The organism is Phytohabitans rumicis (genome assembly GCF_011764445.1).
In the GTDB taxonomy this organism is placed as follows: Bacteria; Actinomycetota; Actinomycetes; order Mycobacteriales; family Micromonosporaceae; genus Phytohabitans; species Phytohabitans rumicis.
Window position 1 is genome coordinate 3,155,999 of the sequence record NZ_BLPG01000001.1, and the last position, 26,978, is coordinate 3,182,976.

23 protein-coding genes and 1 pseudogene are annotated in these 26,978 nt (G+C 69.7%); 11 read left to right on the forward strand and 13 right to left on the reverse strand.

Annotated features, from left to right (window positions below; all coding sequences use genetic code 11):
* Positions 1-100 precede the first annotated feature (100 nt).
* The 5 genes and pseudogenes from Prum_RS13720 (at position 101) to Prum_RS13740 (ending at position 6,809) form a co-directional block, all read left to right on the forward strand.
* Positions 101-1,345, forward strand: coding sequence for a coiled-coil domain-containing protein (locus tag Prum_RS13720; RefSeq protein ID WP_173076937.1), 1,245 nt, complete (start codon positions 101-103; stop codon positions 1,343-1,345).
* Positions 1,293-2,545 (forward strand): annotated as a pseudogene (locus tag Prum_RS13725) (AI-2E family transporter). Before Prum_RS13720 ends, Prum_RS13725 begins: the two are co-directional and overlap by 53 nt.
* A gap of 32 nt (positions 2,546-2,577) precedes the next feature.
* On the forward strand, positions 2,578-2,715 hold the full coding sequence (locus Prum_RS13730; RefSeq protein WP_173076938.1) for a hypothetical protein: 138 nt from the start codon (positions 2,578-2,580) through the stop codon (positions 2,713-2,715).
* Between the two features lie 192 nt (positions 2,716-2,907).
* On the forward strand, positions 2,908-4,269 hold the full coding sequence (locus Prum_RS13735) for a hypothetical protein (protein ID WP_173076939.1): 1,362 nt from the start codon (positions 2,908-2,910) through the stop codon (positions 4,267-4,269).
* A 5-nt stretch (positions 4,270-4,274) separates the two neighbouring features.
* Complete coding sequence (locus tag Prum_RS13740) at positions 4,275-6,809, forward strand: Ig-like domain-containing domain (RefSeq protein WP_173076940.1); 2,535 nt, start codon at positions 4,275-4,277, stop codon at positions 6,807-6,809.
* 385 nt (positions 6,810-7,194) lie between these two features.
* Here the strand turns inward: Prum_RS13740 and Prum_RS13745 are convergent, their stop codons facing one another.
* The 7 genes from Prum_RS13745 to Prum_RS53775 are packed head-to-tail and all read right to left on the reverse strand — an operon-like array spanning position 7,195 to position 12,849.
* Positions 7,195-8,241, reverse strand: coding sequence for a hypothetical protein (locus Prum_RS13745; RefSeq protein WP_173076941.1), 1,047 nt, complete (start codon positions 8,239-8,241; stop codon positions 7,195-7,197).
* 4 nt (positions 8,242-8,245) lie between these two features.
* Entirely contained in the window at positions 8,246-8,509 is a 264-nt protein-coding gene (locus Prum_RS13750; RefSeq protein ID WP_173076942.1) for an acyl carrier protein, read from the reverse strand.
* A gap of 13 nt (positions 8,510-8,522) precedes the next feature.
* Entirely contained in the window at positions 8,523-9,749 is a 1,227-nt protein-coding gene (locus Prum_RS13755) for a pyridoxal-dependent decarboxylase, exosortase A system-associated (RefSeq protein WP_173076943.1), read from the reverse strand.
* Complete coding sequence (locus tag Prum_RS53770) at positions 9,746-10,153, reverse strand: AMP-binding enzyme (protein ID WP_218577231.1); 408 nt, start codon at positions 10,151-10,153, stop codon at positions 9,746-9,748. Before Prum_RS53770 ends, Prum_RS13755 begins: the two co-directional genes overlap by 4 nt.
* Positions 10,042-11,298, reverse strand: coding sequence for an AMP-binding protein (locus tag Prum_RS13760; RefSeq protein ID WP_218577232.1), 1,257 nt, complete (start codon positions 11,296-11,298; stop codon positions 10,042-10,044). Before Prum_RS13760 ends, Prum_RS53770 begins: the two co-directional genes overlap by 112 nt.
* Positions 11,299-11,326: 28 nt before the next feature.
* Positions 11,327-12,184, reverse strand: a complete 858-nt coding sequence (locus tag Prum_RS13765) for a hypothetical protein (protein WP_173076944.1) — start codon at positions 12,182-12,184, stop codon at positions 11,327-11,329.
* Between the two features lie 5 nt (positions 12,185-12,189).
* Positions 12,190-12,849 carry an acyltransferase gene (locus Prum_RS53775; RefSeq protein WP_308785431.1) on the reverse strand — a complete coding sequence of 220 codons (660 nt, stop codon included), beginning with the start codon at positions 12,847-12,849 and terminating at the stop codon, positions 12,190-12,192.
* A 327-nt stretch (positions 12,850-13,176) separates the two neighbouring features.
* On the opposite strand from Prum_RS53775, the gene Prum_RS13775 reads away from it, so the two are divergent.
* From Prum_RS13775 to Prum_RS13790, 4 genes are read left to right on the forward strand one after another with little or no spacing between them, the layout of a single operon-like run.
* Positions 13,177-14,064: a Gfo/Idh/MocA family protein gene (locus Prum_RS13775; protein ID WP_218577233.1), complete on the forward strand. Its 888-nt coding sequence runs from the start codon at positions 13,177-13,179 to the stop codon at positions 14,062-14,064.
* The gene (locus Prum_RS13780; protein WP_173076946.1) at positions 14,061-15,050 is read left to right on the forward strand and encodes an NAD-dependent epimerase/dehydratase family protein; all 990 of its coding nucleotides are present in this window, start codon (positions 14,061-14,063) and stop codon (positions 15,048-15,050) included. Before Prum_RS13775 ends, Prum_RS13780 begins: the two co-directional genes overlap by 4 nt.
* Positions 15,047-16,180: a DegT/DnrJ/EryC1/StrS family aminotransferase gene (locus Prum_RS13785; RefSeq protein WP_246277878.1), complete on the forward strand. Its 1,134-nt coding sequence runs from the start codon at positions 15,047-15,049 to the stop codon at positions 16,178-16,180. The genes Prum_RS13780 and Prum_RS13785 overlap by 4 nt, the downstream gene beginning before the upstream one ends.
* Positions 16,177-17,283, forward strand: coding sequence for a DegT/DnrJ/EryC1/StrS family aminotransferase (locus Prum_RS13790; RefSeq protein ID WP_173076947.1), 1,107 nt, complete (start codon positions 16,177-16,179; stop codon positions 17,281-17,283). The genes Prum_RS13785 and Prum_RS13790 overlap by 4 nt, the downstream gene beginning before the upstream one ends.
* 295 nt (positions 17,284-17,578) lie before the next feature.
* Here the strand turns inward: Prum_RS13790 and Prum_RS13795 are convergent, their stop codons facing one another.
* From Prum_RS13795 to Prum_RS13820, 6 genes are all read right to left on the reverse strand, one after another.
* A complete protein-coding gene (locus Prum_RS13795; protein ID WP_173076948.1) occupies positions 17,579-18,778 on the reverse strand; it encodes a rhamnosyltransferase WsaF family glycosyltransferase in 1,200 nt (399 codons plus the stop codon).
* On the reverse strand, positions 18,775-20,280 hold the full coding sequence (locus Prum_RS13800; protein ID WP_173076949.1) for an oligosaccharide flippase family protein: 1,506 nt from the start codon (positions 20,278-20,280) through the stop codon (positions 18,775-18,777). The genes Prum_RS13795 and Prum_RS13800 overlap by 4 nt, the downstream gene beginning before the upstream one ends.
* Positions 20,280-21,377 (reverse strand): glycosyltransferase family 2 protein, encoded by a 1,098-nt coding sequence (locus Prum_RS13805; protein ID WP_173076950.1) that lies wholly within the window; start codon positions 21,375-21,377, stop codon positions 20,280-20,282. Before Prum_RS13805 ends, Prum_RS13800 begins: the two co-directional genes overlap by 1 nt.
* A 123-nt stretch (positions 21,378-21,500) precedes the next feature.
* A complete protein-coding gene (locus Prum_RS13810) occupies positions 21,501-21,803 on the reverse strand; it encodes a hypothetical protein (protein ID WP_173076951.1) in 303 nt (100 codons plus the stop codon).
* Positions 21,804-21,841: 38 nt separating this feature from the next.
* Positions 21,842-22,882, reverse strand: a complete 1,041-nt coding sequence (locus tag Prum_RS13815; protein ID WP_173076952.1) for a hypothetical protein — start codon at positions 22,880-22,882, stop codon at positions 21,842-21,844.
* A 2-nt stretch (positions 22,883-22,884) separates the two neighbouring features.
* Positions 22,885-23,889, reverse strand: a complete 1,005-nt coding sequence (locus Prum_RS13820; protein WP_173076953.1) for a GumC domain-containing protein — start codon at positions 23,887-23,889, stop codon at positions 22,885-22,887.
* A gap of 241 nt (positions 23,890-24,130) precedes the next feature.
* On the opposite strand from Prum_RS13820, the gene Prum_RS13825 reads away from it, so the two are divergent.
* Both Prum_RS13825 and Prum_RS49500 read left to right on the forward strand, forming a co-directional pair.
* Positions 24,131-25,381 carry a glycosyltransferase family 4 protein gene (locus tag Prum_RS13825; RefSeq protein ID WP_173076954.1) on the forward strand — a complete coding sequence of 417 codons (1,251 nt, stop codon included), beginning with the start codon at positions 24,131-24,133 and terminating at the stop codon, positions 25,379-25,381.
* The gene (locus Prum_RS49500; RefSeq protein ID WP_218577234.1) at positions 25,378-26,874 is read left to right on the forward strand and encodes a polysaccharide deacetylase family protein; all 1,497 of its coding nucleotides are present in this window, start codon (positions 25,378-25,380) and stop codon (positions 26,872-26,874) included. The genes Prum_RS13825 and Prum_RS49500 overlap by 4 nt, the downstream gene beginning before the upstream one ends.
* Positions 26,875-26,978 lie beyond the last annotated feature (104 nt).

Sequence of the window (26,978 nt, forward strand, 5' to 3'; positions counted from 1 at the left end):
GGAGGGCATGTCGCACGGCGGAGAGCTATTCGGTCTCAGTGATGGTGTGTCGTCGGAACCGTCCTTTGAGACGGCGATGCGGGGCTACGACAGACGCCAGGTGGACCGCTACGTCGCCCGTGCGGAGGGCGAGATAGCCACGCTCGCCGCCGAACGCGAGCAGGCGTACGCCCAGATCCAGAACCTGGCCGCCCAGGTGGAGCAGCTCCAGGCCGAGATGGTGAACGTCCGCCGCCAGGCCGCCACGATCGACAAGGTGTCGTTCCGGCACCTCGGCCCGCGGGTCGAGCAGATCCTCGCGCTCGCCGAGGAGCAGGCCGACGACATCCGCAGCAGCGCCAGCCAGGAGCTGGCCGACCAGCGCGTCGAAGCCGAACGCGCGGTCGGCGAGGCCCGGTCCCGCGCGGCCGACGCCGTACGCGATTTCGAGATCGCCCTCGCCGCCCGCCGGGCCGACGAGGAGAAGGCCACCGGCGAACGCCGGGCCGCCGCGGAAGCCGCCGTCGCGGGCGCGCAGGAGCAGGCCGAAGCCACCATCAAGGCCGCCGAGGAGCGGGTCGCCCGGATGCGCGCCGAGGCCGAGGGCGCACTCACCCAGGCCAAGCAGGAGGCGAAGCGGATCACCGCGCAGACCACGCAGTTCGTGGAGCAGACCCGCGCGGAGACCGACTCGTACGTCAAGGCGACGCGCGCCCAGGCCCAGCAGGAGCTGGCGCAGTGGCGGGCCAGCGTCGAGCAGGAAATCAACCAGCGCAAGGCGGCCGCCGACCACGAGTACGCCCAACGCCGCGCGGGCGCCGAGCAGGAGTTCGGGCAGTGGCGGGCCGGCATCGAGCGGCAGGTGTCCCAGCGTGGCGCCGAGGCCGAGCGGTACACCGCAGAGCTCCGGCGCCAGGCCGAGGAGCACGCGGCCGGAATCCGGCGCGAGGCCGAGGAGCACGCCGCGACCGTGCGGCGGCAGACGGAGCAGCAGGCGGCGACGGCCCAGCAGCACGTGGCCACCACGCAGAAGCACCTCGCGTCGACCCAGCAGGAGACCGCCGCGGCCGGCCAGTTGCTCGCCGAGGTGCAGCAGCAGGTGGCGCAGGCCCAGCAGGCGCTCGCCGAGGTCAAGCAGCAGACCGTGGCGACGCGCCAGGAGGGCGACCAGTTCAAGCGCCGCCTGACCGAGGTGCAGCAGCAGCTCGCCACCGAGCGCCAGCGACTGACCGACGCGCAGCGCACGGCCGAGCAGGCCGAGCGCAACGTGGTGGAGGCCAAGGCCACGGCGCAGCGGGCCAGCGAGGCGGCGGATGCGTCCGAGGCGGACCCGGCCGAGACCGAGGCCGCTGGCAAGGTCGCGTAACTGGCCCGGTGCCGTTACCCTGCCACGGGGTTTACCAGCGTGGGAGGGGTCAATGGCAGACGAGCGGCCGGCACAAAACGACGCCGACGCCACGCCGGAGGAAGGCACGCTGGAGGAAGGCACGCCCGACGAGGAGCCCATACCGCCGCCCTCGGGCAAGTTCGGCCGGCTCGGTCGCCCGCTGGGGCGCAGCCCGTTCCTCATCGGGTTCTACGGCGGGTTGGGGCTGCTGCTCGCGTACACCACTTATCTGGCCGTGCAGAACGCGGCCGGCATCCTTCTGCTGATCTTCATCGCGCTGTTCCTGGCCATCGGGCTGAACCCGGCGGTGGTCCGGCTGACCCGCTGGGGCCTGCCCGCGGCGCCGCCGTGGCGGTGGTGACGTTCGCCGTCCTGCTGCTCTTCTGCGGCGGCCTCTTCGCGCTCGTACCGCCGGTCGTCACCGAGTCCGGCCAGGTCATCGACAAACTGCCGGAGTACATCGACCAGCTCAACGAGAACGCCACCATCCGCGACCTCAACGACCGGTACGACATCGTCAGCCGGGCCTCGTCGGTGGTCACGCCGGCGAACGTCTCGCGCGCGCTCGGCGGCGTGCTGGGCGGCGCCTCGCTCGTCTTCGGCACGATCTTCCGGGTGCTGACCGTGCTCGTGCTGACCATCTACTTCATGGCCGCCTTCGACCGGATGAAGGCCGGCGCGTACCAGCTCGTGCCGGCCACCCGCCGGGAGCGGGTCGCCCTGATCACCGACGAGATCCTGACCAAGGTCGGCGCCTACATGGTGGGCGCGCTGGCCATCGCGATCGTCGCCGGCGTCAGCACGTACGTCTTTCTCATCGTCGCGGGCGTGGCGTACCCGTTCGCGCTGGCCGTGGTGGTCGCGGTGTGCGACCTTATCCCGCAGATCGGCGCGACGCTGGGCGCCGTGGTGGTGAGCCTGGTCGGGTTCGCCAGCTCGCTGAGCGTCGGCATCGCCTGCGTCATCTTCTTCCTGGTCTACCAGCAGGTCGAGAACTACCTGATCTACCCGAAGGTGATGCGCCGATCGGTCGAGGTCAGCGACGTCGCCGCGATCGTGGCCGCGCTGCTGGGCGTGGCCCTCTTCGGCGTCATCGGCGCCTTGGTCGCGATCCCCGCCGTCGCCGCCGTCCAGCTCATCATCCGCGAGGTGCTGGTGCCCCGCCAGGAGTCCCGCTAGGAACGTCCCGCGACCGTGGTGACAAGATCACCATGTGGCTCTGGCGGATCGCGGTCGACACCATCGGGCGTACGGCCACCACAGTGGAGCCGATCCGGCCGGTCGCCTTCGGCCGGGCCACGTACGCGCTGTCGAAGGGTCAGGTAGGCCATATATCCGATGCGGCCTGACCGGTTCGCCTTGTGCACTTACCCCAAAGGGTGAACGCCGTCGAGTCGATTTCACGACAGATCATGGACAGTCCACTGTCTTTGGCCGAAAGTGGCAGATCCGGAGTTGGCGTCCGCCGCTTATCATCTGGCAACTAGGCAATTTTCACGGGGCCCGGTTCAACCACGTCCTCTGCCCTCGGAGAACCATAGATGAATAAAGATGTCCCCCGCCTCGCGCTCGTTCTCGCGGCGGCTGTAGCAGCGGTCGCCCTCGTACCGCCGTCAACGGCGACGGCGGCCACCGGCACGTTCGGAAATACTGCGGTCGGTAGTCAGGTAGACACCGACAACAGTAACTACCTGAGCGGCTCGCGCTTCACCATGGGCAGCACGGACGGCGCCGTGACCAGCATGAGCGTCTACGTGGACCAGATCAGCTCGGCCCCCAACAACAAGTTCGAGGTGGGCATCTACACCGATTCAGCGAACAAGCCGGGATCGCTGATCGCGCAGAGCGCCACGGGTACGCTTTCGGCAAGTTCGTGGAATACGATCGCCATTACCGCGAATTTGACGGCGAACAACTCGTACTGGCTGATATACAACACGAACGGCGCCGCCAGTAACCGCAACAATATGCGGTACAACGGTGGTGGCACGAGCACCTTCAGCTCGTCGAGTACGCCTTTCGGGACGTGGCCCACGACATTCACCTCCGCCGCGAACGGCGGTGCCAACTTCTCCATTTACGCCACGTACACCACGGACGACCCGCCGCCACCGCCGCCGCTTTCCAACAGTGGTCCGGGCGGCCCGGTGCTCGTTATCGGCAGCTCGGCGAACATGTTCACCACCTACTACGCCGAGATCCTCAAGGCCGAGGGCATCAACTACTACCGGCTGATGGACATCGCGAACGTGTCCGCCTCGACGCTGTCCAACTACGACGTCGCCATCCTCGGCGAGATGCCGCTGACCGCCACCCAGGTCTCCATGCTGAGCACCTGGGTCACCGGCGGCGGCGACCTGATCGCCATGCGGCCGGACAAGCAACTCGCCTCTGTGCTCGGGTTGACCGCCGGCTCGGACACGCTGGCCGAGGCGTACCTGCGGATCAGCAACAGCGGTCCGGGCGCCGGCATCGTCAACACGTCGATCCAGTACCACGGCACGGCCGACCGGTACACGCTCAACGGGGCGACCGCCGTGGCGACCCTCTACAGCAACGCGACGACGGCGACGGCGAACCCCGCGGTGACCCTGCGGTCGGTCGGCTCGCAGGGCGGTCAGGCGGCGGCGTTCACGTACGACCTGGCCCGCTCGATCGTCCTGACCCGCCAGGGCAACGTCGCCTGGTCCGGGCAGGAACGCGACGGAATCGACGGATATCAGGCGCACGAAATGTTCATCGGCGCGCCCAATGGCGTTCCCGACTGGAACACCGTTGACCAGCGGCTCATCCCCATCGCGGACGAACAGCAGCGCCTGCTCGCCAACATGATCCTGCAGATGAATCAGTCGAAGAAGCCGCTGCCGCGCTTCTGGTATTTCCCCGGGACGAGAAGGCGGTGATCATCATGACCGGTGATGATCACGCCGCGAACGGCGCGACGCCCGCCCGGTTCGACCAGTACAAGGCGTACAGCCCGAGCGGCTGTAGCGTCGCGAACTGGGAATGCATCCGCTCCAGCTCGTACGTGTACACCAACACCACGCTCACCAATGCACAGGCGGTTTCGTATAACGCCGAGGGCTTCGAGGTCGGCCTGCACCCCAACACGAACTGCCGGCCGTGGGGCAGCGCGGCGAGCCTCGACACCCTCTACGAGGACCAGCTCGACACGTGGAAGGCGAAGTACACCGGCATCCCGTACCCGGACAGCTCGCGCACCCACTGCGTCGAGTGGGACGACTGGGCCACGAACGCCAAGACCAAGCTGGCCCACGACATCCGGCTGGACACGGATTACTACTACTACCCGCAGTCCTGGGTGCAGAACCGGCCCGGGTACTTCAACGGCACGGGCCAGATCATGCGCTTCGCCGACCAGGACGGCAGCACGATCGACGTCTGGCAGGCCACCACGCAGATGACCGACGAGTCCGGCCAGACGTACCCGTTCACCGTGGACACCCTGCTGGACAAGGCGCTCGGCGCGGAGGGTTACTACGCGGCGCTGACCGCCAACATGCACACCGACTCGGCGACCAACCTGCCGTCGAATTCGGTCGTCGAGGCCGCACTGGACCGCGGCGTGCCGGTGGTCTCCGGGCGGCAGATGCTCACCTGGCTCGACGGGCGGGACGGCTCCTCGTTCCAGTCCATCGACTGGGACGGGAACGAGCTGAGCTTCACCGTCGCGGGCGGCGCCAACGGGCTGCGCGGCATGGTGCCCAGGACGTCGTCCGCAGGCACGCTGTCGAGCATCACACGCGGCGGCAGCTCGGTCTCGTTCACCTCGCAGACCATCAAGGGCATCCAGTACGCCTTCTTCACCGCCTCGACGGGGAACTACGTCGCGACGTACACGACGGGCGACAGCGCCGCGCCGACGATCGTCTCCACCACCCCCGCCGACGGCTCCACGTCGGCCGCGGTGAGCGACCCGATCACGGTGCGGTTCAGCGAGGCGATGGCGAGCGCCACCATCAACACCAGCAACATCGAGCTGCGTACCAGCGGTGGCGCCCTCGTCACCAGCACCGTCGCGTACGACGCCGGCACCACCTCGGCGGTCATCACCCCCAGCGCCGCCCTCGCCGCCGGCGCCAGCTACACGGTGACCGTCAAGGGCAACCCCGGCGTCAACGACTCGGCCGGCAACACCATGGCCGGCAACTACACGTTCTCGTTCACGACGACGCCGCCCAGTTCCACCGTCTTCGGCTTCGACCAGGTCGGGTCGCAGGTGGACTCCGGATCGCAGAACCACATGAACGGGTCGCGCTTCGTCACCGGCGCGGCGGGGCAGACGGTCACCACGATGGCGGTCTACATGACCAACGTGACCAGCAACAACCAGTACCAGCTCGCCATCTACACCGACAGCAACGGCTCGCCCGGCACCCTGGTGGCGTCCAGCACGTCCGGCACCCTGACCGCCAACTCATGGAACACCCGGCCGGTCAACGCCATCCTCGCCGGCAACACCGCCTACTGGCTCATGTACAACACCAACGGCGACAACAACATGAGCTTCAACACCAGCAGCAGCGGGTCGGGCAGCTGGTCGACCTCGTCGCAGGCGTACGGCTCCTGGCCGAGTGCCTTCGGCAACGCCACCCTGTCGAACGCGAAGTTCTCCATCTACGCGTACGACGCGTCCGGCGTTGAGGTCCCGCCGACGGTGCAGACCAGCACCCCGGCGAACGGGTCGACGACGGCGTCGACCACCGACCCGATCACGGTGAAGTTCAGCGAGCCGATGACCGCGAGCACCATCAACGCCAGCAACATCGAGCTGCGGACCAGTGGCGGCACCCTCGTCAACCGCACCGTCGCGTACGACGCCGGGACCACCTCGGCGGTCATCACGCCCAGCGCCGCCCTCACCGGTGGCGCCGGGTACACGGTGACCGTCAAGGGCAACCCCGGCGTCAACGACTCGGCCGGAAACACCATGGCCGCCAACTACACCTTCTCGTTCACGACCGCCACGCCGAGCGGTCCGACGCTGGGCTACAACCAGATCGGGGCGCAGGTCGACGAGGGGTCGCAGAACCACATGAACGGATCCCGGTTCGTCACGGGCTCCACAGCGATGTCGATCACCTCGATGTCGGTCTACATGACGACGGTGACGAGCAACAACCAGTTCCAGCTCGCCATCTACACCGACAGCAGCGGCTCGCCCAGCACCTTGGTGGCGTCCAGCGCCTCCGGCACCCTGACCGCCAACGCGTGGAACACCCGGCCGGTCACCGCTACGCTCGCCGCCAACACGGCCTACTGGCTCATGTACAACACCAACGGCGACAACAACATGAGCTTCGACACCGGCAGCACCGGGCAGGGCGCCTGGTCCACGGCCAGCCAGACCTTCGGTACCTGGCCATCGACGTACGGCAACTCCGCCAAAACCACGGCGAAGTTCTCCATCTACGCCTCCTGACCCACACGCTGAAGAGGGGCCGGCTTCGCCGGCCCCTTCTTCGCGTGCCCCCCTCTTTGCGTCGATCAAGGGATTCCGCGTCGATCAAGGACATATGGTCGTGCTTGGATCTCTTTTCCACGACCATATGCCCTTGATCGACGCGGAATCCCTTGATCGACGCGGCGCGGGCGGCGTCCGGTGGGGGCAATCGACGCGGGCCGGCCGGGCAGGGCGGTGGGCCCTTGGGGCCGCCGTGGTCATTCCCTCGATCAAGGAATCCGCCGTCGATCAAGGGCGAATGGTCGTGGTTTGGAGATCAAACCACGACCATTCGCCCTTGATCGACGCAGCGCCGCAGCGCGGGGCCGGGGCGCCGCGCGGCCCCGGGCCGCGCGGGCGGGGGTTACAGCGCGGGGGGTACGGGTTTGCCGTCGTCCCAGACGTTGTTGCGCCACACGTTGCCGGACTTGGAGCCGTCGAACGAGGTGATCGGGCCGTATGTGCCGCACTTGCCGTTCTTGCCGCGCTGGAAGACGTTGTTGGTGAACACGATGCCCTGCACCTGCGTGCCGTACGGCTTCTTGGTGTCCATCCCGCCGTACGCGCAGTACGGCGTGTTCTCCGACGCGACGAAGAGGTTGCGGTCGAACGTGTAGTTCGAGTTGGCCGAGAAGTCACCGAAGATGGCCGCGTTCGCGCTGCACCCACCGCTGGAGTTGCCCGGGTGGTCGCAGGCCAGCGTGTTGTGGATCAGCCGGATGTTGCTGCCCCCGTTGGACAGGAACGCGTCCAGGTGCCAGTCTTCGCCGTCCGGCATGTACTGCGCGTGCAGCCACGAGTCCTGGATCAGGCAGTTGCTGCGGCAGTTCACGTTGGTCTGGCCGCCACGGATCTCGGTCCGCAGGACGGTGATGTTCTCGAACGCCACCGTGTGCGTCTGGCCGGTGCCGCCGTCGATCTCGCTGTCCTCGATCCGCACCGATCCGCTGCCTTCGGAGATGATCTGGCCGTTGATGCGGCTCTTCTTGATCACCACGTTCTTGGCCTTGACCGCGATGTCGCATTTGATGGTCTTGGCCTCGATGACCGTGTTGGCCTTGGTGATCGTGCACGACCCGGAATACGCCTTGAGGCTCGTGCCCGAGGGCACGCCGGTGTTGCCCGCGTTGGGAAACCCGCTCCGGGACGGTGGCTCTGAATCGGCCGGCGCGGAGGTGGCGGACGCGCTGGGCTTGGCGCCGAGGCGACCCACGCCGCCCGGCGTCGCGGACGCGGACGGGGACGGCGTGGACGAGCTGCTCGACGTCGCGGAGGGACCGGCTGTCGGTTCGATCAGGGCGACGTTGTCGGCCGGACGCAGGCGCGCGATGCCCATCAGGATCATCGCCACCGCGAGGCCGATGGCCGGCACCGCGATGAGGCCGACGGTCAGCCGGTTGCGGCGAAACACCGGTTCAGTGCAGCTTGCCGTCGACGAACGCGGTTAACGTGCCGAGCGTCTCGAACACCTCGGCGGTGACGTCCTCGTCGTCGATCGTGATGCCGAACCGCTGCTCCAGCGCGGCCACGAGCTCCAGCACCGCCATCGAGTCCAGCTCGGGCAGGCTGCCCAGCAACGGGGTGGACGCGTCGATGTCGGCCGCGCGGTCCTCGATGCCGAGGGTCTGGGCAAGGACGGCCTTGACGTCCTCGGTAGTCGCTGTGCCGGTCAGATCCATGCGGACCCCTCTATCAGACGAGCACCTCGGCGGGTGCGGGATGGCTGAGGAACGCGGTCGGGCTTGCCGTCAGGCCGTAGGCGCCGGCCTGAAACAGTATGACCAGGTCGCCGACGTCGGCACGGGGCAACGGTACGTCGCTGCCCAACAGGTCGAGCGGCGTGCACAGGCATCCGACCACGGTAGCCGTCTCGTCCGGCTCGGCGCCGATCCGGTTACCGATCGCGAGCGGATAGTTGCGGCGGATCACCTGACCGAAGTTGCCGGACGCCGCCAACTGGTGGTGCAGTCCACCGTCGACCACCAGGTACGTCTTGCCGCGCGACTGCTTGCGGTCGACGACCCGGGTGACGTACACGCCGCACTCGCCGACCAGGAAGCGGCCGAGCTCGATCACGACGCGCGCCTCCGGCAGGTGCGGCCGGATCTGCCCGTCCAGCAGCTCGGCCAGGTTCGCGCCGACAGCCGCGACGTCGAGCGGCTGGTCCTTCTCGTGGTACGGGATGCCGAAGCCGCCACCGAGGTTGAGGTACCGCAGTGGGCCGGTCATGTCCTCCGCGAGCCGCAGTGCCAGCTCGACCGTCTGGCGCTGCGCGTCGCAGATGCTCTCGGCGCGCAGGTTCTGCGATCCGGCGAAGACGTGGAAGCCGAGCACGTCGAGGTCGGCCACGGCCAGGTCCTTGAGCACCGCGGGTACGCGTTCCGAGTCGATGCCGAACTGCTGCGGCCCGCCGCCCATGCGCATGCCGGACCCTTTGACCTGGAAGTCCGGGTTGACCCGGATCGCCACGCGCGGCCGGATGCCCAGCCGTTCGCCGATCGCGATGACGCGGTCGGCCTCGTTCTCCGACTCCATCTCGATCGTGACGCCGGCCGCGACGGCCTGGATGAGCTCGGCGGTGGTCTTGCCCGGCCCGGCGAAGCTGACCCGGGTCGCCGGCATCGGGGTGTCCAGGGCCACGCGCATCTCCAACGCGGAGGCCACGTCGAAGGAGTCCACCAAACCGCTCAGGTGCTGCACGACCGCCGGCATCGGGTTGGCCTTGACCGCGTAGCTCAGGTCGATGCCGGACGGCAGCACCGACCGCAGCAACTCCACCCGGCGGGTGAGCAGGCCCCGGTCGTACGCGAAGAAGGGCGTGCTGCCGACCCGTTCGGCGAGGCGGTCGACCGGGATGCCGCCGACGCTGAGCGCGCCGCCCTCGGTGGCGAAGGCGGCGATGGCGGGGTGCACGTTCACGACAGCTCCTGACGCAGCCGGTTGCGGTCGAACTTTCCGTTGGGCGAGCGGGGCAACTCGGGTCGCACCACGATCTGCTTCGGCAGCATGTAGAGCGGTAGCTGGCGCTTCAGCTCGGCGAGCAGGGCGGCCTCGTCCACCTCGGCGCCCGCCGGCGGGCTGACCGCGATCAGGATGTGCTGGCCGAGGTCCGCGTCGTCGACCCCCATCGCGACGGCGTCGCGGACCATGCCGGTGGCGTACACGACCTCTTCGATCTCCGCCGGGCTCACCCGGTAGCCGGAAGTCTTGATCATTTCGTCGCCGCGGCCGACGAAGTAGAGGAAGCCGTCCTCGTCCCGGACGACCAGGTCGCCGGACCAGACCGCGAACTCCGGCAGCAGCGCGCCCTCCCGGCCGGGCACCGGGCGGAAGCGTTCCGCGGTGCGCTCCGGGTCGTTCCAGTACCCCATCGCGACCAGCGCGCCGCGGTGCACGAGCTCGCCCTGCTCCCCGGGTCGGTGACCGTGCCGTCCGGGCGTACGACGAGGATCTCGGCGTTGGGGATGGCCTTGCCGATCGAGTCCGGCCGCCGGTCGACCTCGGCCGGATCCAGGTACGTCGAGCGGAACGCCTCGGTGAGCCCGTACATGAGGTACGGCGCCGCGCCCGGGAAGATCGCGCGCAGCTTGTCCAAAGTGGACTTGGGCATCCGGCCGCCGGTGTTGGCGAAGTACCGCAGTTGCCGCGTCGCGTCGGCCGGCCACGTCTGGTCGGCGAGCTGGATCCACAGCGGCGGTACGCAGGTGAGCCCGGTGACCCCGTGCTTGGCGCAGAGCCGGACGACGTCGCGGGGCAGCAGGTAGTTCATCAGGACCGCGTGGGCGCCCACCGTGAAGGCGGTGGTCAGCTGGCTGAAGCCCGCGTCGAAGCTGAGCGGCAGCGCCGCCAGGATCACGTCGTCCGAGGTGTTGCGCAGGTAGCCGCTCACGCTGTCGGCGCCAGCGATCAGGTTGCGGTGCGACAGCACCACGCCCTTCGGCTTGCCGGTGCTGCCGGACGTGTAGAGGATCGCCGCCATGTCGATGTCGATCGCGGCGCCGCCCGCGTACGGCTCACCGCCGGCCAGGTCGTCCCACCGGCTGACCGTGTATCGCGGGTCGGGCGCGGGCTCGCCGCCGACCAGGACCACGTGCTCGATGGACGGGCAGCCGGCCAACTCGTCCCGCAGGGCCGCGTACCGCTCGGCGGAGGTGACCAGCACCCGCACGTCGCAGTCGGCGAGGATGTAGCCGACCTGCTTCGGCCGCAGCAGCGGGTTGACCGGCACGAAGACGCCGTCCGCCGCCGAGGTGCCGAACACGGCCGCGACCGTCTCGATCCGCTTCTCCAGGTAGACCGCCACCCGCTCGCCGCGGCGCAGGCCGAGCCGGTGCAGCCCGCCGGCCACCCGGCCGACCTGCTCCCAGAGCGCCGCGTACCCCAGCGTCACATCCTTGTACGTGAGCGCGGGCGCGTCGCCGTCCCGCGACGCCGCGGCCGCCACGATGTCGTGTAGTCGGGTGTGCATGTACCTGTTCTCCTGTTGGATCCACGCCTCACCAGGCGACGCAGACGAGCTCGCTGTAGAGGTAGTCGATCTGGTCCGGGCCGAGGCTGGCGCTCTTGAACATCTTCCGGCGCGGGGAGCCGAGCATCCGCGACAGCCGTGGCCGGCGCCCGACCACCCGCAGCTCCGCGAGCGTCGCCAGGACGCCGTGCTTGAAGAGCAGGTGCCGGACCAGCCGGCCGCTCATGGCGTGCAGCAGTTCGGGGTTGCTCACGTGCAGGATCGAGGCGAACAGCGGCAGGCGCTTGCGCCGGTCCTTGCGGAAGACGACGTAACACCACTCGCCGCCCCGGACCAGCACGACGTGCCGAGCGGCGGCCGTGCCCGCGTGGTCGCGGTAGCGTTCGAGCTCGTCGCCGGTGAGCGTGTCTTCGATGACGCTGCGGTCCGCGCTGACCCGCCCCCGGCCGAACCACCCCGGTCGCGGCAGGGCGGGCACGATCGCCGTCGCCGTGTCGAGGAACTCGAACTTCAGCCGGGTGTTCATCGGTACGACGTTGCCGCTCGGCGACAGGTCGGTGAAGTGGAGGCCCTCCTGCGCGAGCAGGGCCTTGAGCAGGCGGAGGCTGTGAAAGCGGTGCTCGGGCAGCACGCACCACGCGCCGAGGTTGCAGAAGCGCTCGCGCCGCCCGTCGATGACACGCTCGGAGTAGAAGGCGAGGTAGACACCCACCACGGCGTCGCCGTCCACGAGCATGAAGCCGTGGTTGGGCGCGTCGACCTTCCACGGAACGTCGACGGCGCGCTGCCACGCATCGGCGGAGACCCGGCTGTTCAGCTGCGCGTGCAGAAAATCGGCTACCGCCGGAACATCCGAACCGGTGATGGGTTTGACGGCGATGGCCATCGGAGCTAGTTCTCCAACTCCGTCAGCCGTCCATCGGATTCCTGGTACTCGTCGCCGGTCTTCGGGCAGACGTACCGGCCGTCGCCCTTGCCGACCAGCGGAACGCCGGCGCGGCCCACCCAGCCGACCCGGCGCGCGGGGACCCCGACCACGAGCCCGAAGTCGGGCACGTCCTTGGTGACCACGGCACCGGCGGCGACCAGCGCCCAGCGGCCCACGGTGACCGGAGCGACACACACCGCACGGGCGCCGATCGCGGCTCCGTCGCCGATCGTCACGCCGATGGCGGTCCAGTCGTCGGCGCCCTTCAGCTCACCGGATGGCGTGACCGCGCGGGGGTACTCGTCATTTGTCAGAACCGCGGCCGGGCCGACAAACACACCATCGCCGAGTTGAGCGGGTTCGTAGACGAGTGCGTAGTTCTGCAGCTTGCAGTTGTCGCCAATGTGAACACCCGGACCGACGTAGGCCCCCCGGCCAATATTGCATCCCCGTCCGACCGATGCACCCTCCCTTACCTGTGCGAGGTGCCAGACCGAAGTACCGTCGCCAAGGTGGGCCGATGGGTCAACGTCCGCGCTTGCCTGTACGCGTACGTGACCTTTGGACTGCGTCACAGGTGTCCTTCCCGCATGCGGATGTGCCCGGTGACAATACCGCGCCACCCGGTGACGGACCGAGGTGTGCCGGATTTCCGTCAGTCCTTCGCAGCAACCATTGCGACCAGGTAGTTTGCGTGGGCGCGGCCGCTCATTCGGCCGATTCAAGCTTGCAACAGTGCGTACACAACTCCCAACAGAGCGAGGACTCGTGAGCTTTCCCCGTCCGGGCGACGGTTCAGAGCCGATCGGCGTTGCCGTCGTCGGCGCCGGCTACTGGGGCCCCAACTTGGTCCGCAACTTCCAGAACTCCGCCGACTTTCGGCTGTGGTGGCTATGTGACCTCGATCCCGCCCGGGCGCGCCGGGTGCTGGGGGCTACTCCACCGTGGAGGTGACCGACCGCCTCGACGAGGTGCTGGCGGATCCCCGGGTGTCCGCGGTGGCCATCGCGACACCGGCCGGCACCCACCTGGACGTGGCGATGGCGGCGTTGCGGGCAGGCAAGCACGTACTGGTGGAAAAGCCGCTCGCCGCCACGTACGCGGACGGCCTGAAGCTGGTCGCGGAGGCCGAGGAGCGCGGGCTCACGCTCATGTGTGACCACACGTTCTGCTACACGCCCGTGGTCAAGCGCATCCGTGAGGCGCTGCACACCGAGGAGCTCGGCGAGGTCCACTACTTCGACTCCGTGCGCATCAACCTCGGCTTGGTGCAGCGCGATATCGACGTGATCTGGGACCTGGCCCCGCACGACCTGTCCATCATCGATTTCATCCTGCCGCTCGGTATCCATCCGGTGGCGATCAGCGCGCACGGCGCCGACCCGATCGGTGCCGGCCGGGCCTGCGTAGGCTTCGTGACGCTACAGCTCAACACCGGGGCAATCGCCCACCTGCACGTGAACTGGATGTCACCCATCAAGGTGCGCACCACAATCATCGGCGGCTCGAAACGGACCCTTGTTTGGGATGACCTCAATCCCACCCAACGGCTGTCCATCTTCGACCGCGGTGTCGACGTGGCCGTACCCGAAGAACTCAGCGCCGACGAGCGCCGGGATGTCTTTGTTTCCTACCGGACCGGCGACATGGTCGCCCCCGCTCTCATAGAACGAGAGGCACTGAGCAGCATGATCCAGGAATTCGGGTCCGCGATCCGCACGGGCGCGCCCGCGTTGACCGACGGGCACTCCGGCCTTCGGGTGCTCGCCATGCTCGAAGCCGCGTCGCAGAGCCTCGCCAACGGCGGTGCGATGATCCCGCTGGCGGTGCAGCGATGAGCGCCGCCGTGCCGATCCGCGGCACCCGCGCGCTCGTGACCGGCGGCGCCGGCACGATCGGGTCGCACGTCGTCGACCTGCTCGTGAAGGGCGGCGCGAGCGAGGTCGTCATCCTGGACAACTTCGTCCGCGGTCGCCGGCAGAACGTCGAATGGGCCCTGTCGAACGGCCCGGTGCGGATCGTCGAGGGCGACATCCGCGACGTCCCGCTCGTACACGACCTGTCCCGCGACAAGGACCTGGTGTTCCACCTCGCCGCCATCCGGATCACCCAGTGCGCCGAAGAGCCACGCCTGGCGAACGAGGTCCTGGTGGACGGCACCTTCAACGTGCTGGAAGCGGCGCAGACCGCCGGCGTACGCAAGGTCGTCGCCTCGTCCTCGGCCTCGGTCTACGGCCTCGCCGAGGAGTTCCCCACGACGGAGCGGCACCACGCGTACAACAACGACACGTTCTACGGCGCCGCGAAGGCGTTCAACGAGGGCATGCTGCGCAGCTTCCACAGCATGTACGGCCTCGACTACGTGGCGTTGCGCTACTTCAACGTGTACGGCCCGCGGATGGACGTCTTCGGCCTCTACACCGAGGTGCTGATCCGCTGGATGGAGCGCATCGAGGGCGGCACCCCGCCGCTGATCCTCGGCGACGGCCTGCAGACCATGGACTTCGTGCACGTGGCCGACATCGCCCGCGCCAACATCCTGGCCGCCGAGGCCGACATCACCGACGACGTCTTCAACGTCGCCAGCGGCGAGGAGACCAGCCTCCGGGAGCTGGCCCAGGCGCTCAGCGACGTGATGAAGTCCGACCTGGCGCCGGAGTTCGGGCCGGCCCGCAAGGTCAACGCGGTGACTCGCCGGCTCGCGGACACCAGCGCGGCGGCCGAGCAGCTCGGCTTCCGCACCGAGATCGACCTGCGCGACGGCCTGCGCGACCTCGTCGAGTGGTGGCGCGCCACCCGCCTCGCGGGAGAGGGCGCCGCATGAAGCGCATCCCTGTCATGCTGCCCATGCTGGGCGAGGAGGAGGCGCAGGCGGCGACGGAGGCGATCCGGTCCGGCTGGGTCGCGCAGGGCCCGCGGGTCGCCGAGTTCGAGAAGCGGTTCGCGGCGGCGACCGGCTCCGAGCACGGCATCGCGCTCAGCTCCTGCACCACCGCGCTGCACCTGGCGCTGATCGCGGTCGGGGTCGGCCCCGGCGACGAGGTCATCGTGCCGTCGCTGTCGTTCATCGCGACCGCCAACGCCGCCCGGTACGTCGGCGCGACGCCCGTGTTCGCGGACGTCGAGCTGGCCACCGGCAACCTGACCGTGCAGACCATCGACGCGGTACGCACCGAGCGCACCCGCGCCGTCATCGCCGTGCACCAGGGCGGCATGCCGGCCGACGTGCACGCGCTGCGGGCCGCCGCGGACGGCTGGGGCGTCGCGCTCATCGAGGACGCCGCCTGCGCCGCCGGCAGCACCGCGTACGGCCAGCCGGTGGGCGCCGGCTCGCTGGTGTCGGCCTGGTCGTTCCACCCGCGCAAGGTGATCACCACCGGCGAGGGTGGCATGCTCACCACCGACAACGCCGAGTGGGCGACCCGCCTGCGCCGGCTGCGCGAGCACGGCATGAACATGTCCGCCGCCGAGCGCGAGGCCAGCACGCAGCCGGTGCTGGAGGCGTACCTGGAGACCGGTTACAACTACCGGATGACCGACATCCAGGCGGCGATCGGCCTGGTCCAGCTCGACCGCCTCGCCGGCCTGGTCGCGCAGCGGCGGGCGTTCGCGGCCCGGTACCACGAGCTGCTCGCCGACCTCGACGGCGCGGTGCCGGTGCGCGACCCCGCGTACGGCGAGAGCAACTTCCAGTCGTTCTGGGTGCTGCTGACCGACGACTTCGGCGCCAGCCGCAACGACGTGCTCACCGAGCTGGCCGCCAACGGCGTCTCCGCCCGGCGCGGCATCATGGCGGCCCACCTGGAGCCGGCGTACGCGGACGCCCCGTCGGCGCCGCTGCCCGTCACCGAGCGGATCACCAACGACTCGCTCATCCTTCCCCTGCACCACGCGTTGACCGAGGCCGACCAGGACCACGTGGTCGCCGTACTCCGAAAGGCCGCTGGACGTTGATCCCCCTGGTCGATCTGCAGGCCGCGCACGTCGAGGTGGCCGAGGACGTCGCCGTCGGCTTCAAGCGCATCCTGGACAACACCGCATTCGTCGGCGGCGAAGAGGTCGCCGCCTTCGAGCGGGAGTACGCGGAGTTCTGCGACCTGCCGCACTGCGTGGGCGTCGCGAACGGCACCGACGCGCTTGAGTTGGCGCTGCGGGCCGTGGGCATCGGGCCCGGCGACGAGGTCGTGCTCCCGGCCAACACCTTCATCGCCACCGCCGAGGCGGTCGCCCGGACCGGCGCCACCACCGTGGTGGTGGACATCGACCCGGCGACGTACCTGATCGACGTGGACGCCGCGCTCGCCGCCGTCACGCCGGCCACCCGTGCCGTCGTACCGGTGCACCTGTATGGGCAGCTCGCTCCGGTGGAGGCCCTGCGGGCCGCGCTGCCGGCGGAGGTCGCCATCGTCGAGGACGCCGCGCAGTGCCAGGGCGCCACCCGGCACGGACGGCCGGCGGGCTTCGAGGGGATCGCCGGGACGAGCTTCTACCCCGGCAAGAACCTCGGCGCGTACGGCGACGCCGGCGCGGTCGTCACCGCGTCCGCCGAGCTGGCCACGGCCGTACGCCGGCTGGGCAGCCACGGCGGCCTCACCAAGTACGTCCACGACGTCATCGGCGTGAACAGCCGGCTGGACGCCCTGCAGGCCGTGGTCCTGCGGGCGAAGCTGGCCCGGCTGGCCCGGTGGAACGACGCCCGGCGGGCCGCCGCGGCGCGGTACGACGAACTGCTGGCGCAGGTCGACGTCGTCCGCCCGGTCACCCTCGACGGCAACGTGCACGTCTGGCACTTGTACGTCGTGCGGGTGCCCGGCGACGGCACACCCGCCCGCCGCGACGCGGTGCTGCGCGCCCTGAACGCCGAGGGCGTTGGTGCCGGGATCCACTACCCGGTGCCGGTGCACCTGACGCCGGCGTTCGCGCAGGTGGCGCGCCGGGCCGGCGACCTGTCCCGGACCGAACTGGTGGCCGACGAGATCCTGTCCCTGCCGATCTACCCGCAGATCACCGCCGACCAGCAGGAACAGGTCGTCACGGCGCTGCGCGCCGCGCTCTGACCACGGCTAAAGAGGTTTTGGGGCCGGGGTGCCTCGCGAAGCCCGTCAGGCTTGATGTCTTCGCGAGTCACCCCGGCCCCAAAACCTGACCAGGGCGTTCCAGTCGAAACACTCACCAACTCTGGAGTTACCGCCGACCTTTACTTCCCCGGGGACTCAAAGGTCGGCGCTAACTCCCTTGTTAAGGCTGAACCATCGCCGTCTTGCTTGACCAGGTCGGTTTTGGGGGCCGGGGTGACCTGCGAAGACATCAAGCCTGACGGGCTTCGCAGGGCACCCCGGCCCCCAAAACTCCCTAGTACCCGTAGACCTCGTCCTCGATCACGTCGACCACGACCCGCTGCGCGACCTCCCACGGCGTCGTCCGGACACTCCCGGCGACGACCGTGGGCAGCGGCGCATCCGGGCCTACGGCGTCGCTGAGCGCGTCCGCGATCCCGAACGGGGTGGGCTGGGCCCAGCCGATGTACGGGTTGTCGATGCTGGCCTCGGAGTAGCCGCCCGACTGGCCGACGACCGGCAGCATGCCGCAGGCGAGCATCTCGTCCGGCACCAGCGACAGGTTGGTGAACGACAGCGCGATGCCGGCGGCGCAACGGTTGTAGAGCTCCGCCAGGGCGGCCGGCCGCAGCACGCCGTGGTTGGTGGCCGGGAACGGCACCCGCGCGTTCGGGTCGCCGAAGAGGTGGATCTCGTGGTCCGGGTGCCGCCGGTGGAACTCCCGCAGCGCCAGCACGCCGAGCTCGAACCCGCGCCGGGCGGTCTCCCGCCGGGCGTAGAACACCACGCCCGTGCGTCGATCCGGGTTGGTCAGCCGGTAGATGCCGGTGTCGACGCCGAACTCCGCCACCGCCGCCGTGACGCCGTACTTCTCCTGGAGCAGGTGCGCCAGCATCGGCCCGACCGTGATGGCCCGGAAGCCGAACCGGTACGTGTCCTCGGCCAGCACGTGGTGGGAGCCGAGCGGGTAGAACCACGGCTCGAAGTCCTGGACGAAGTAGAGCCGCCGGGTCGGTACGGCGGCCGACGCGATCAGGTGCGCCGTCTCCCAGCCCGAGGCGACGTACGCGTCGATCGGCGCCAGCCCGTCCGTGACCGACCGCACCTCGGCCCGCATCTTGGGCCAGAACCGCCGGATGGTCTGCTCGTGCCGGCCCGGGTCACCGTGGTAGCGGTCGTAAAGGTAGAGCACGCACTTGTGGCCGGCCGCCTCCAGGCCCTCGACCATCCGGAAGAGCGTGGTGTGGCCGCCGGAGCCGGGCGCCGGCGGGGTGCTGACCCAGCCGATCGTCAACGGCGTGCCCTTGGCCGGGCGCCGGTCCGGGACCACGAGCTTCAGGCCCCGGGAGTCGGTCAGGTTGTCGAAGTCGAGCGGGTTCTCCAGGTCGGCCGCGCCCATCCGCCGGTACGCCACGCGGGCGGCGCGCTGCGCGAGGCCGCGCGCGCCGTCCCGCTTCAGAACGCCGAGGACCTCGCGGGAACGGGGTCTGCTCATCGTGTGGTCACCTCTGCCAACTGTGGGTCACGAGTCGTGAGTGGTTCGGCGGCCGCCTCGGTCGCGTACTCCTTCATCGCGACCAACTGGGCCAGCCATCGCCGGAACGGCAGGTAGAGCAGGCCGGCGTAGACGGCGGTCGCGGCCGTGCCGCCGAGCGCGCAGGCAAGCAGCAGGTTGTCGACGGCGCCGGACGCGAAGATGCCGGCGGCCGCGGCGGGCACCGCGGCGACGAGCGCCAGCCCGATGCGGCCGACGATCGGGGCGACCCGGACCCGGTACCGGCGCGCCAGCAACAGGTACGCGGGCACGATCACCAGGCCGGCCACCGCCGCGTTCGCCCAGCCGGCCCCGGACAGCCCGGCCCACTTGATGCCGATCGCCATCGCGGGCACCAGCGTGCCGATCCACACCAGCTGGGCCACGAGCTGCCGCTTGGTCGCGCCGACCGCGACCAGGAAGTTGCCCATCAGCTCCACGACGATGCGGATGGCACCGTAGACCGCGAGCCCGGCCAGCGCCCCCGCGGCGGGCAGCCACTTCTCGCCGTACAGCAGCGGCACCACGGTCGCGGCCAGCGCCGACAGCAGCAGGCCGGCGAGGGCCGACCAGGCCGCGGTCACCGCCACCGCCGCGCCGAAGCCTTGCGCCTTGCGGTCCGGGTCGGTCAGCCGGGCGAATCCCGGCAGCGCCACCGCGCGTACGGCCGCGCCGAGCGCGTTCAGCGGCCAGGACGAGATGTTGAACGCCAGCAGGAAGAACCCGAGCGCCACCGAGCCCATCATCGAGCCGACCATGAGGTTCGGCACGCTCACGATCGCCATGTAGACGAGGTTGGCGGCGGCCAGCGGGATGCCGAACCGGACCAGCCCGCGGGCGATGTTGCGGTCCCAGCCGAACTTCGGGCGCATCCGGACCATCCAGAACTGCACGGCGGTGGTCGTCGACTGGGTGATCACCCGGGAGATCGCCAGCGCCATCGCGCCGAGGCCGGCGAGCACCAGGCTGACGGTGATCACCATGTCGAGCACGAGGGCGATGAGCCCCAGCGCGGTCTGCTCCGGCTGGCGGAAGTCGCGCTGCATGATGGCGTACGGCACGCAGGACATGCCGGCCAGCACCAGGGTCAGCGAGATGACCTGGACCACGCTGGTGGCGCCCGGGCTGCCCATCGCGTTCGCGAACGGCCCGGCGGCCAGGCACATCACCAATGCGAACACCGCTCCGCTGGCGGTGGTCAGCGTGGTGGCGGTGGCCGCCCGGCCCTCGATGTCGCCGGTCCTGATGAGGTCGGCGCTCAGTCCCAGGTCGGCCAGGGCGAGCAGCACGTTCTGCAGGGTCAGTGCGACCGCGAACGCGCCGAAGTCCTCCGGAGCCAGGAGCCGGGCCAGGATGATGCCCAGCCCGAGATTGCCGAACCGCAGGAGCAGGTTGTTGACCGTGCTCCAGACGAGCGCCTTCTTGATTTTGGAAACGAACTCGTGCGATGCCTCTTGCGGCATTATCTCGCCTTCACCGTGCTCTCCACTCCGGACCACCGGCGGCGCCGCCACTCGAGGTGGTGGCGGACCTTCTTACGCAGCGCGGTGACCCGCGGCGGCACGATCGGACCCTTGCCCGCCTCGACGCGCCGCTCGGTGCGCCGCAGCGCCTGCATCAGCCGGCAGTCCGCCGCCGCCGGGTCCAGCTCGACCGCCAACTCGGCCAGCTCCTTGGCCAGTTGCGGGCTGGCCGCCTCCGGCCCGTGGTCGTACGTGTCGAGGGCGATTCCCAGCGCCTCCTGCGACAGCGCCCAGCGCGCGGCGCCGCGCAGCCGGTCGACGTCGGGCAGGTCCTTGCCGTCCTCCTCGAAGAAGATCTCGAAGGCGTGGTGCCGCTGGCCGATGTCGGTGATCGCGCCGCCGTACTGCTCGGTGTGCATGTTGGCCCCGTGCACCCGGTAGTACGCCTGGTCGACGCCGTTGAGCCGGCCGATCGACCCGTGCGCGGCCGCGCGCAGCCACATCAGGAAGTCGCAGGCGTGCGGGACCCGGGGGTCGTACCCGACGAGGTCGCGCATCGTGCTCATCCGCATCATGACCTCGGGGGTGGCGACCGGGTTGCCGCCGTTTCCGCAGATCCGCGCGAGCCACTCCTGGCCGGGCCAGATCGTCCAGGACCGCAGGTTGCCGCGCGCCGGGGGCAGCTCGTCGGCGAAGGTCAGCGCGAAGCCGTGCACCATGCCCACGTCGGGATGGGCCTGCAGCAGGGCGGCCGATCGGGCCAGCGAACCGGGAGCGAGCAGGTCGTCGGCGGACAGCAGCACGACGAAGTCGCCGTCCACGGCGTCCAGGCCCTCGTTGAAGGTCTTGATGTGCCCGACGTTGTGGTCGCGGGCGATCGCGCGCACCCGGGGATCCGTCGCGGCGAGCTGCTCGGCCACCGCGCCGCTGCCGTCCGGGGAGGCGTCGTCGACGATGATGACGTCGAGGTCCACGCCCTCCTGGTCCAGCACGGACCGCACGCAGTCGGCCAGGTAATGACCGTAGTTGTAGCAGGGAATCGCCACCGCCACCTTCGGCCGGCCGCGGAGCGGTTCCGGCCGTACCCGCATCACCATGGTCAGTCCTCGCCCTTCCCAACTGTGCGCCCATTTCGCGCCGGCGCCCCATGATGAGCCAACCTTGACCAGGTCGCGGTCCGGTACCCGACAGCGGTCCGGTCTCTTGGGCGTACGGCCACGTCAGCCGCCCAACCGGTTGACGGTCGAGGTCCGGACGGTGCGGGCCGGATGGGTGAAGCGCCACACCGCGCCACACAGGCCCGACAGCAGGGCCAGCGTGAACGAGAAGGTGGTGAAGCTGAAGGAGTCGAACGTCAGGCCGACCAGCACCGCGACCACCTGTGCCGAGATCAGCGCGGCGCAGAGGTGGCGGTCCTCGACCCGGTCCGTCCGGCGCAGCGCCACGGTCGCCAGCGAGATGCACGTGATGTGGAACGCGGCCAGCGCGAAGACCCCGACCAGTCCGCCGGTGATCAGCGTCATCAGCCACTGGTTGTCCAGGATGATGTAGAGGTCCGGGATCAGCGTGCCCGGGCCGCGCCCCAGCCACGGGCGCTGGGAGAACCAGGCCGCGACGTGGTCGTAGTCCTGCGTCCGCCCTCGATGCTCGGATCCTCGCCGGCCCAGAGGAACATCGCCTTCAGCGTGCCCAGCAGGCCCGGCCGGAGAATGACCAGGGCGCTGATCACGGCCCCGCCGACGAAGAGCATGTTGTAGCGCATCCGCCAGTCCCACGCCGCGATGAACATCACCACCAGCGCCGCGGCGAGGGCGACGACGCCGGTACGCGAAATGGCCATCGGCAGCGCGCCCGCCATCAGCAGGGTGGCGCAGCCGAACGCGTAGCGGGTGGCGCGGTGCTCGGCGAACCGGGCGAAGTGGAGGCCGAACGGCACCGCCATCGCCATGACCGTGCTGAACTCGATGTAGTGCGTCGCGGTGCCGGCCACCCGGAAGAGGCCGCTGTCGCCACGCAGCTGGAAGTCCGCCAGATCCGACTTCAGCTCCAGGCCCGGAATCGTCAGGTACTGGGCGATATCGAAGGCGAGGACCGACTGGATGATGCCGACGAGGGCCATGAAGCCGCCGCTCCACACGAACACCCGCAGCACCCCGCGCAGCCGCTGCCAGTTCGGGATCCCGTCGGCCGCCATGAGGACGACGCCGAGAAACTCGGCGGTGATGAGCAGCTGGAAGTTTTGTGCGTTGGCCTCCAGCGTCGGCAAGCCGCGCAGCACGCCGGCCAGATAGGACAGCATGAAGGCCAGCAGGTAGAACAGGCACGCCCAACGCAGCGGCTGCGGCCCCACCATGAGCAGCCAGGGGCTGAGCCGGGCCAGGACCCACCAGGCGAACAGGACCAGCCCGACGATGAGGGCGGGGCGCCCCGCGAACGTCAGGCCCGGCACGATGAGCGTGGCGGGCAGCGCGTAGAGCAGAAACACCATGAGGCTGACGACGGCGGCGGCGTCCAACCGGACGCGCAGGCGCCTGGTCGTGTACGTGCGGGGTGCGATCAGCGACGGTTCGAGGTCAGTCGGATGCACCGCTGCGGTGGTCAACGTCAGGGCTTCTTATCTGCGCGCCAGGACATGTGGGACAGCGGAAGAACGATGGTGGCGTCGGCGCCCACGGGCGGGAAGTCGGGCATGTCGTTGCCCTTCGTGCCGTCCCCGTCGCGTGCCTTGGAGTCGGCGGCGTTGGCGGACTTGTACTCGACCGCCTGGACCGACGACTTCGACGTCTCCGCCGGGATCGGCGGCATGGCCGGCAGGCGCCCGGTGGGCTGGTCGTCCCCGTTGGACGAGGCAGGGGTGCGGATCCGGATCGGCTCGACGATCGCGGCCTTGGCCGCCCCGTTTCCGTTGTTGCCCACCTTGGGCGACGTCTGGGCCGCCAGCCGCGCGGTGGTCACCACGTCGGCCGCCGCCGCCTCGGCCACGTCCGTACGGCGCCGCAGGCGCCGGCGCAGCAACGCGTCAAGGGCGATGGTGCCGGCGATCGTCATCAGCACGCCAACGCCGGCGGCGACGACCAGGACCCGCATCACCTTGGAGCGGACCACCTCGGGCGAAGAGCCGTCATTCAGCGTCAGCGAGGTGATGGTGTCTTCGGGCAGCACGCCGTACTGCTTCTGCTTGGCGGCGATGTCCGCGGCGATGAGCCTGATGACCTCTTGGACGGTGGCCGTCGCCTGTGCGCTCGTGGGCGCGATCGCCTCGATCTCCAGCAGCACGGTGTTGTCGTCCATCGTCACCGTGACGCTGTCCGAGAAGCCGCGGTCCACGAGCCCCTGGAGCGCCTCCTGGTCGGTCACGGCGAGGGCGGCGGCGTTGGCGAGCGCCTCGTACCCCAGGTCGATCCACGGGTTGGTGGGCCTCGGCTTGGCAGCCGGGTCGACCGCCTTGCCGGCACTCGGGGCTGGAATGATCTGCACGTGCCCCTTCGCGCTGTAGTCGGGGCCAACCGTCTTGGCGACGAACACCACGATCACAGCCGAAAGGAGAAGCATCGGCGCGGCTACGTACCAGCGCCGAAACAGCAGCTTGGTGAGATCCCAGAGATCCACGGTGTCCTCTCGGCGAGACATGGAAAGGCCACGGAGTCCGTAGCAGGTTCAAGTTTGCGCTGCGGGTGCAAACCTTGGCAAGCGGGCACCGGATGCCCGCCGCTGAGGCATCATTCCTGGTCGCACCGGCGTTTGTAAGATACCCGACACGGTGCCCGGCCACCTGGCCACTTGTCTTGACGTACGCGGTCCAGCACGGTTTCTAGGATGTTGCCGCAATGACAGGAAGTGATCTACCTCGATGAGCAGCCGACCACAGATAGCCATTCTCGTGGCCAACCTGCCAGCGGAGCGTGACCGCCGGGTCATCCGAGAGTGCCTGACGCTGGAGGAAAACGGCTTCGATGTGACGGTGATCGCGCCACGCGGTGACAAGACGCTGCGGATCCTGCCCGGCAGCCGCGGCACCCGGCTCAAGCCCTACCCGGTGTACGTGTACGGCAGCGGCGTGCTGTCGTTCGCGTTCGAGTTCGTGTGGTCGTTCCTCTGCATCGCGGTCCGCCTGCTGGGCGAACTGTTCCGTGGCCGCGCGCACGCCGTGCAGGTCTGCAACCCACCGGACATCTACTGGCCGCTCGCCCTCGTATGGCGCGCGCTCGGGCGGCCGTGGGTCTTCGACCATCACGACCTGTGTCCGGAGATTTACGCGGCGCGCTCCGGCGGCACGGCCAACAAGTTCGTGTTCCGCGCACTGGTCGCGATGGAGTGGCTGACCGCGCGGACCGCTACCGCCGTTATCGCGACAAACGAATCGTTCCGGGAGAATGCCCTGGAAAGGGGTGTATCGCCCGAGAAATTGACCGTGGTGCGCAACGGCCCGGCGGCCAGCGAGATCGCCCGCAGCACCGCCGAGACCGCGGCCCGGCACGCGGCGGACGAGCCGCACCGCATCGTCTACCTTGGCGTCTTCGGACCGCAGGACAACGTCGAGGTCGCCGTGCTGGCGGCCGAGGAGCTGGTCCGGCGCCGCGGGCGCACCGGCTGGCGCCTGGTCCTGGCCGGTGACGGCGAGACCATGCCGATCCTCACCAAGCTGACATCCGACCGGGGCCTCGGCGACATCGTCGAGTTCACCGGCTGGCTCGGCGCGACCGAGGTGGACGCCTTGCTCCACACCGCCACGGTCGCCATCCAGCCCGACCTGCCGACCCGGATGAACCATCTGTCCACGATGGCCAAGACGGTGGAATACCTGGGCCGTGGCGTACCGGTGGTCGCCGTCGACCTGGTGGAGACCCGGCGCAGCGCCGAGGAGGCCGCGGTGTACGTGCCGACCGGCTCACCCGTGGAGTTCGCCGACGCGATCGACGCGCTGCTGGACGATCCCGCCCGGCGCGAGCGCATGCGCACCCTCGGTCTGGCGCGCTTCGCGAGCGTGCTCTCCTGGGACCACCAGTCGCTCGCGTACGCCGCACTGTGGCGGCGGCTGCTGGTGAAGCGGCTGCCCCGGACCGCGTCCGTATCGAACATCGGCGACCAGGCAGGATCATGACCAGCATCGTCATCGCGGCGCACAACGAGGCCGCGGTCATCGGCCGTTGCCTCGACGCCTTGCTGTCCGGAGCGGCGGCCGGCGAATTCGACATCACGGTGGTGGCCAACGGCTGCACCGACGACACCGCGCGGGTCGCCGCGCGTCCCGGCGTACGCGTGCTCGACCTTGCCGCGGCCGGCAAGCCGGGCGCGCTCAACGCCGGCGACGAGGTGGCGGTGGGCTTCCCCCGCGTCTACCTCGACGCCGACATCGTGCTGACCGCCGAGGGCGTACGCCGCGTCGCCGGCGCGGTAAGCGATCCCGGTCCCGGCGACCCCCTGGCCGCCGTGCCCCGGCGGGAGCTCGATCTGACCGGCCGGCCGCTGCTGGTGCGCGGCTACTACGCCATCAACAGCCGCATGCCGGTCTTCCGGAACGGGCTGTTCGGCCGCGGCGTCATCGCCGTGTCCGCGGCGGGCCGGGCCCGGTTCGAGCGGTTCCCCGAGATGGTCGCCGACGACCTGTTCCTCGACTCCCAGTTCAGCATCGCGGAGAAGCGGCAGGTCGACGAGGTGACCGCCCGGATCGCCACGCCCCGGCGCACCGCCGACCTGTTACGCCGGCTGACCCGGGTCCGGCGTGGCAACGCACAGATGCGGGCCGCCGCCGGCACCACCGCGGTGCCGGTCGAGGTGCGGCCCGCCGCACGGCTGTCCTGGCTGCGCGACGTCGTCCTGCCCGGCCCTGGCTGGCGCCGGCGGCCGCGTGCTACGTCGGCATCACCGTGGCGGCGGCACTGTCCGCCCGGCGCACCAGCGGCGGAAACAACTGGGAACGTGACGAATCATCTCGTGAGGACGAGGTACACGCCAAGCATGGGTAGAGACCGGGTCATCAACGTCTGCTTCCACGGCATCGGCACGCCGCCGCGCGAACTGGAGCCCGGGGAGGCGCCGTACTGGGTGGAACGCGACCAGTTCCACGCCATCTTGGACGAGATCAAGACATGGCCGTCGGTGCGGATCAGCTTCGACGACGGCAACGCCTCCGACGCCGAGATCGGCCTGCCCGCCCTGCGCGAACGCGGCCTGCGCGCGGACTTCTTCGTCCTGGCCGGCCGCCTGGGTACGCCCGGCAGCCTCGACGAGAGCGCCGTCCGCGAGCTGCACCGGGCCGGCATGACGGTCGGCACGCACGGCATGGCGCACCGCTCGTGGCGCGGCATGGATCCGCAGACGCTGCTCGACGAGCTGGTCGTCGCCCGTACCCGGTTGGCCGGCGTGGTCGGCGACCCGGTCGACACCGCGGCCTGCCCGCTCGGCCGGTACGACCGCCGGCTGCTCGGCGAGCTGCGCCGGCTCCGCTACACCCGCGTGTTCACCAGCGATCGCCGGGTGGCGCGCGGCAGCGCCTGGCTACAGCCGCGCTTCAGCGTGCGCTGCCACGACACGCCCGAGTCGATCCGGGCCGAGTTCCTCGCCCGACCGGCCCTCCCCGCCGCGCCCGCCTGACCGCGGTAGGCGTAATCAAACGCCTCCGCTAGCCCCGCCCCCGCTTTGCCGCGCCGATCAAGGCTTTCCCCGTCGATCAAGGGCATATGGTCGTGGTTTGATCT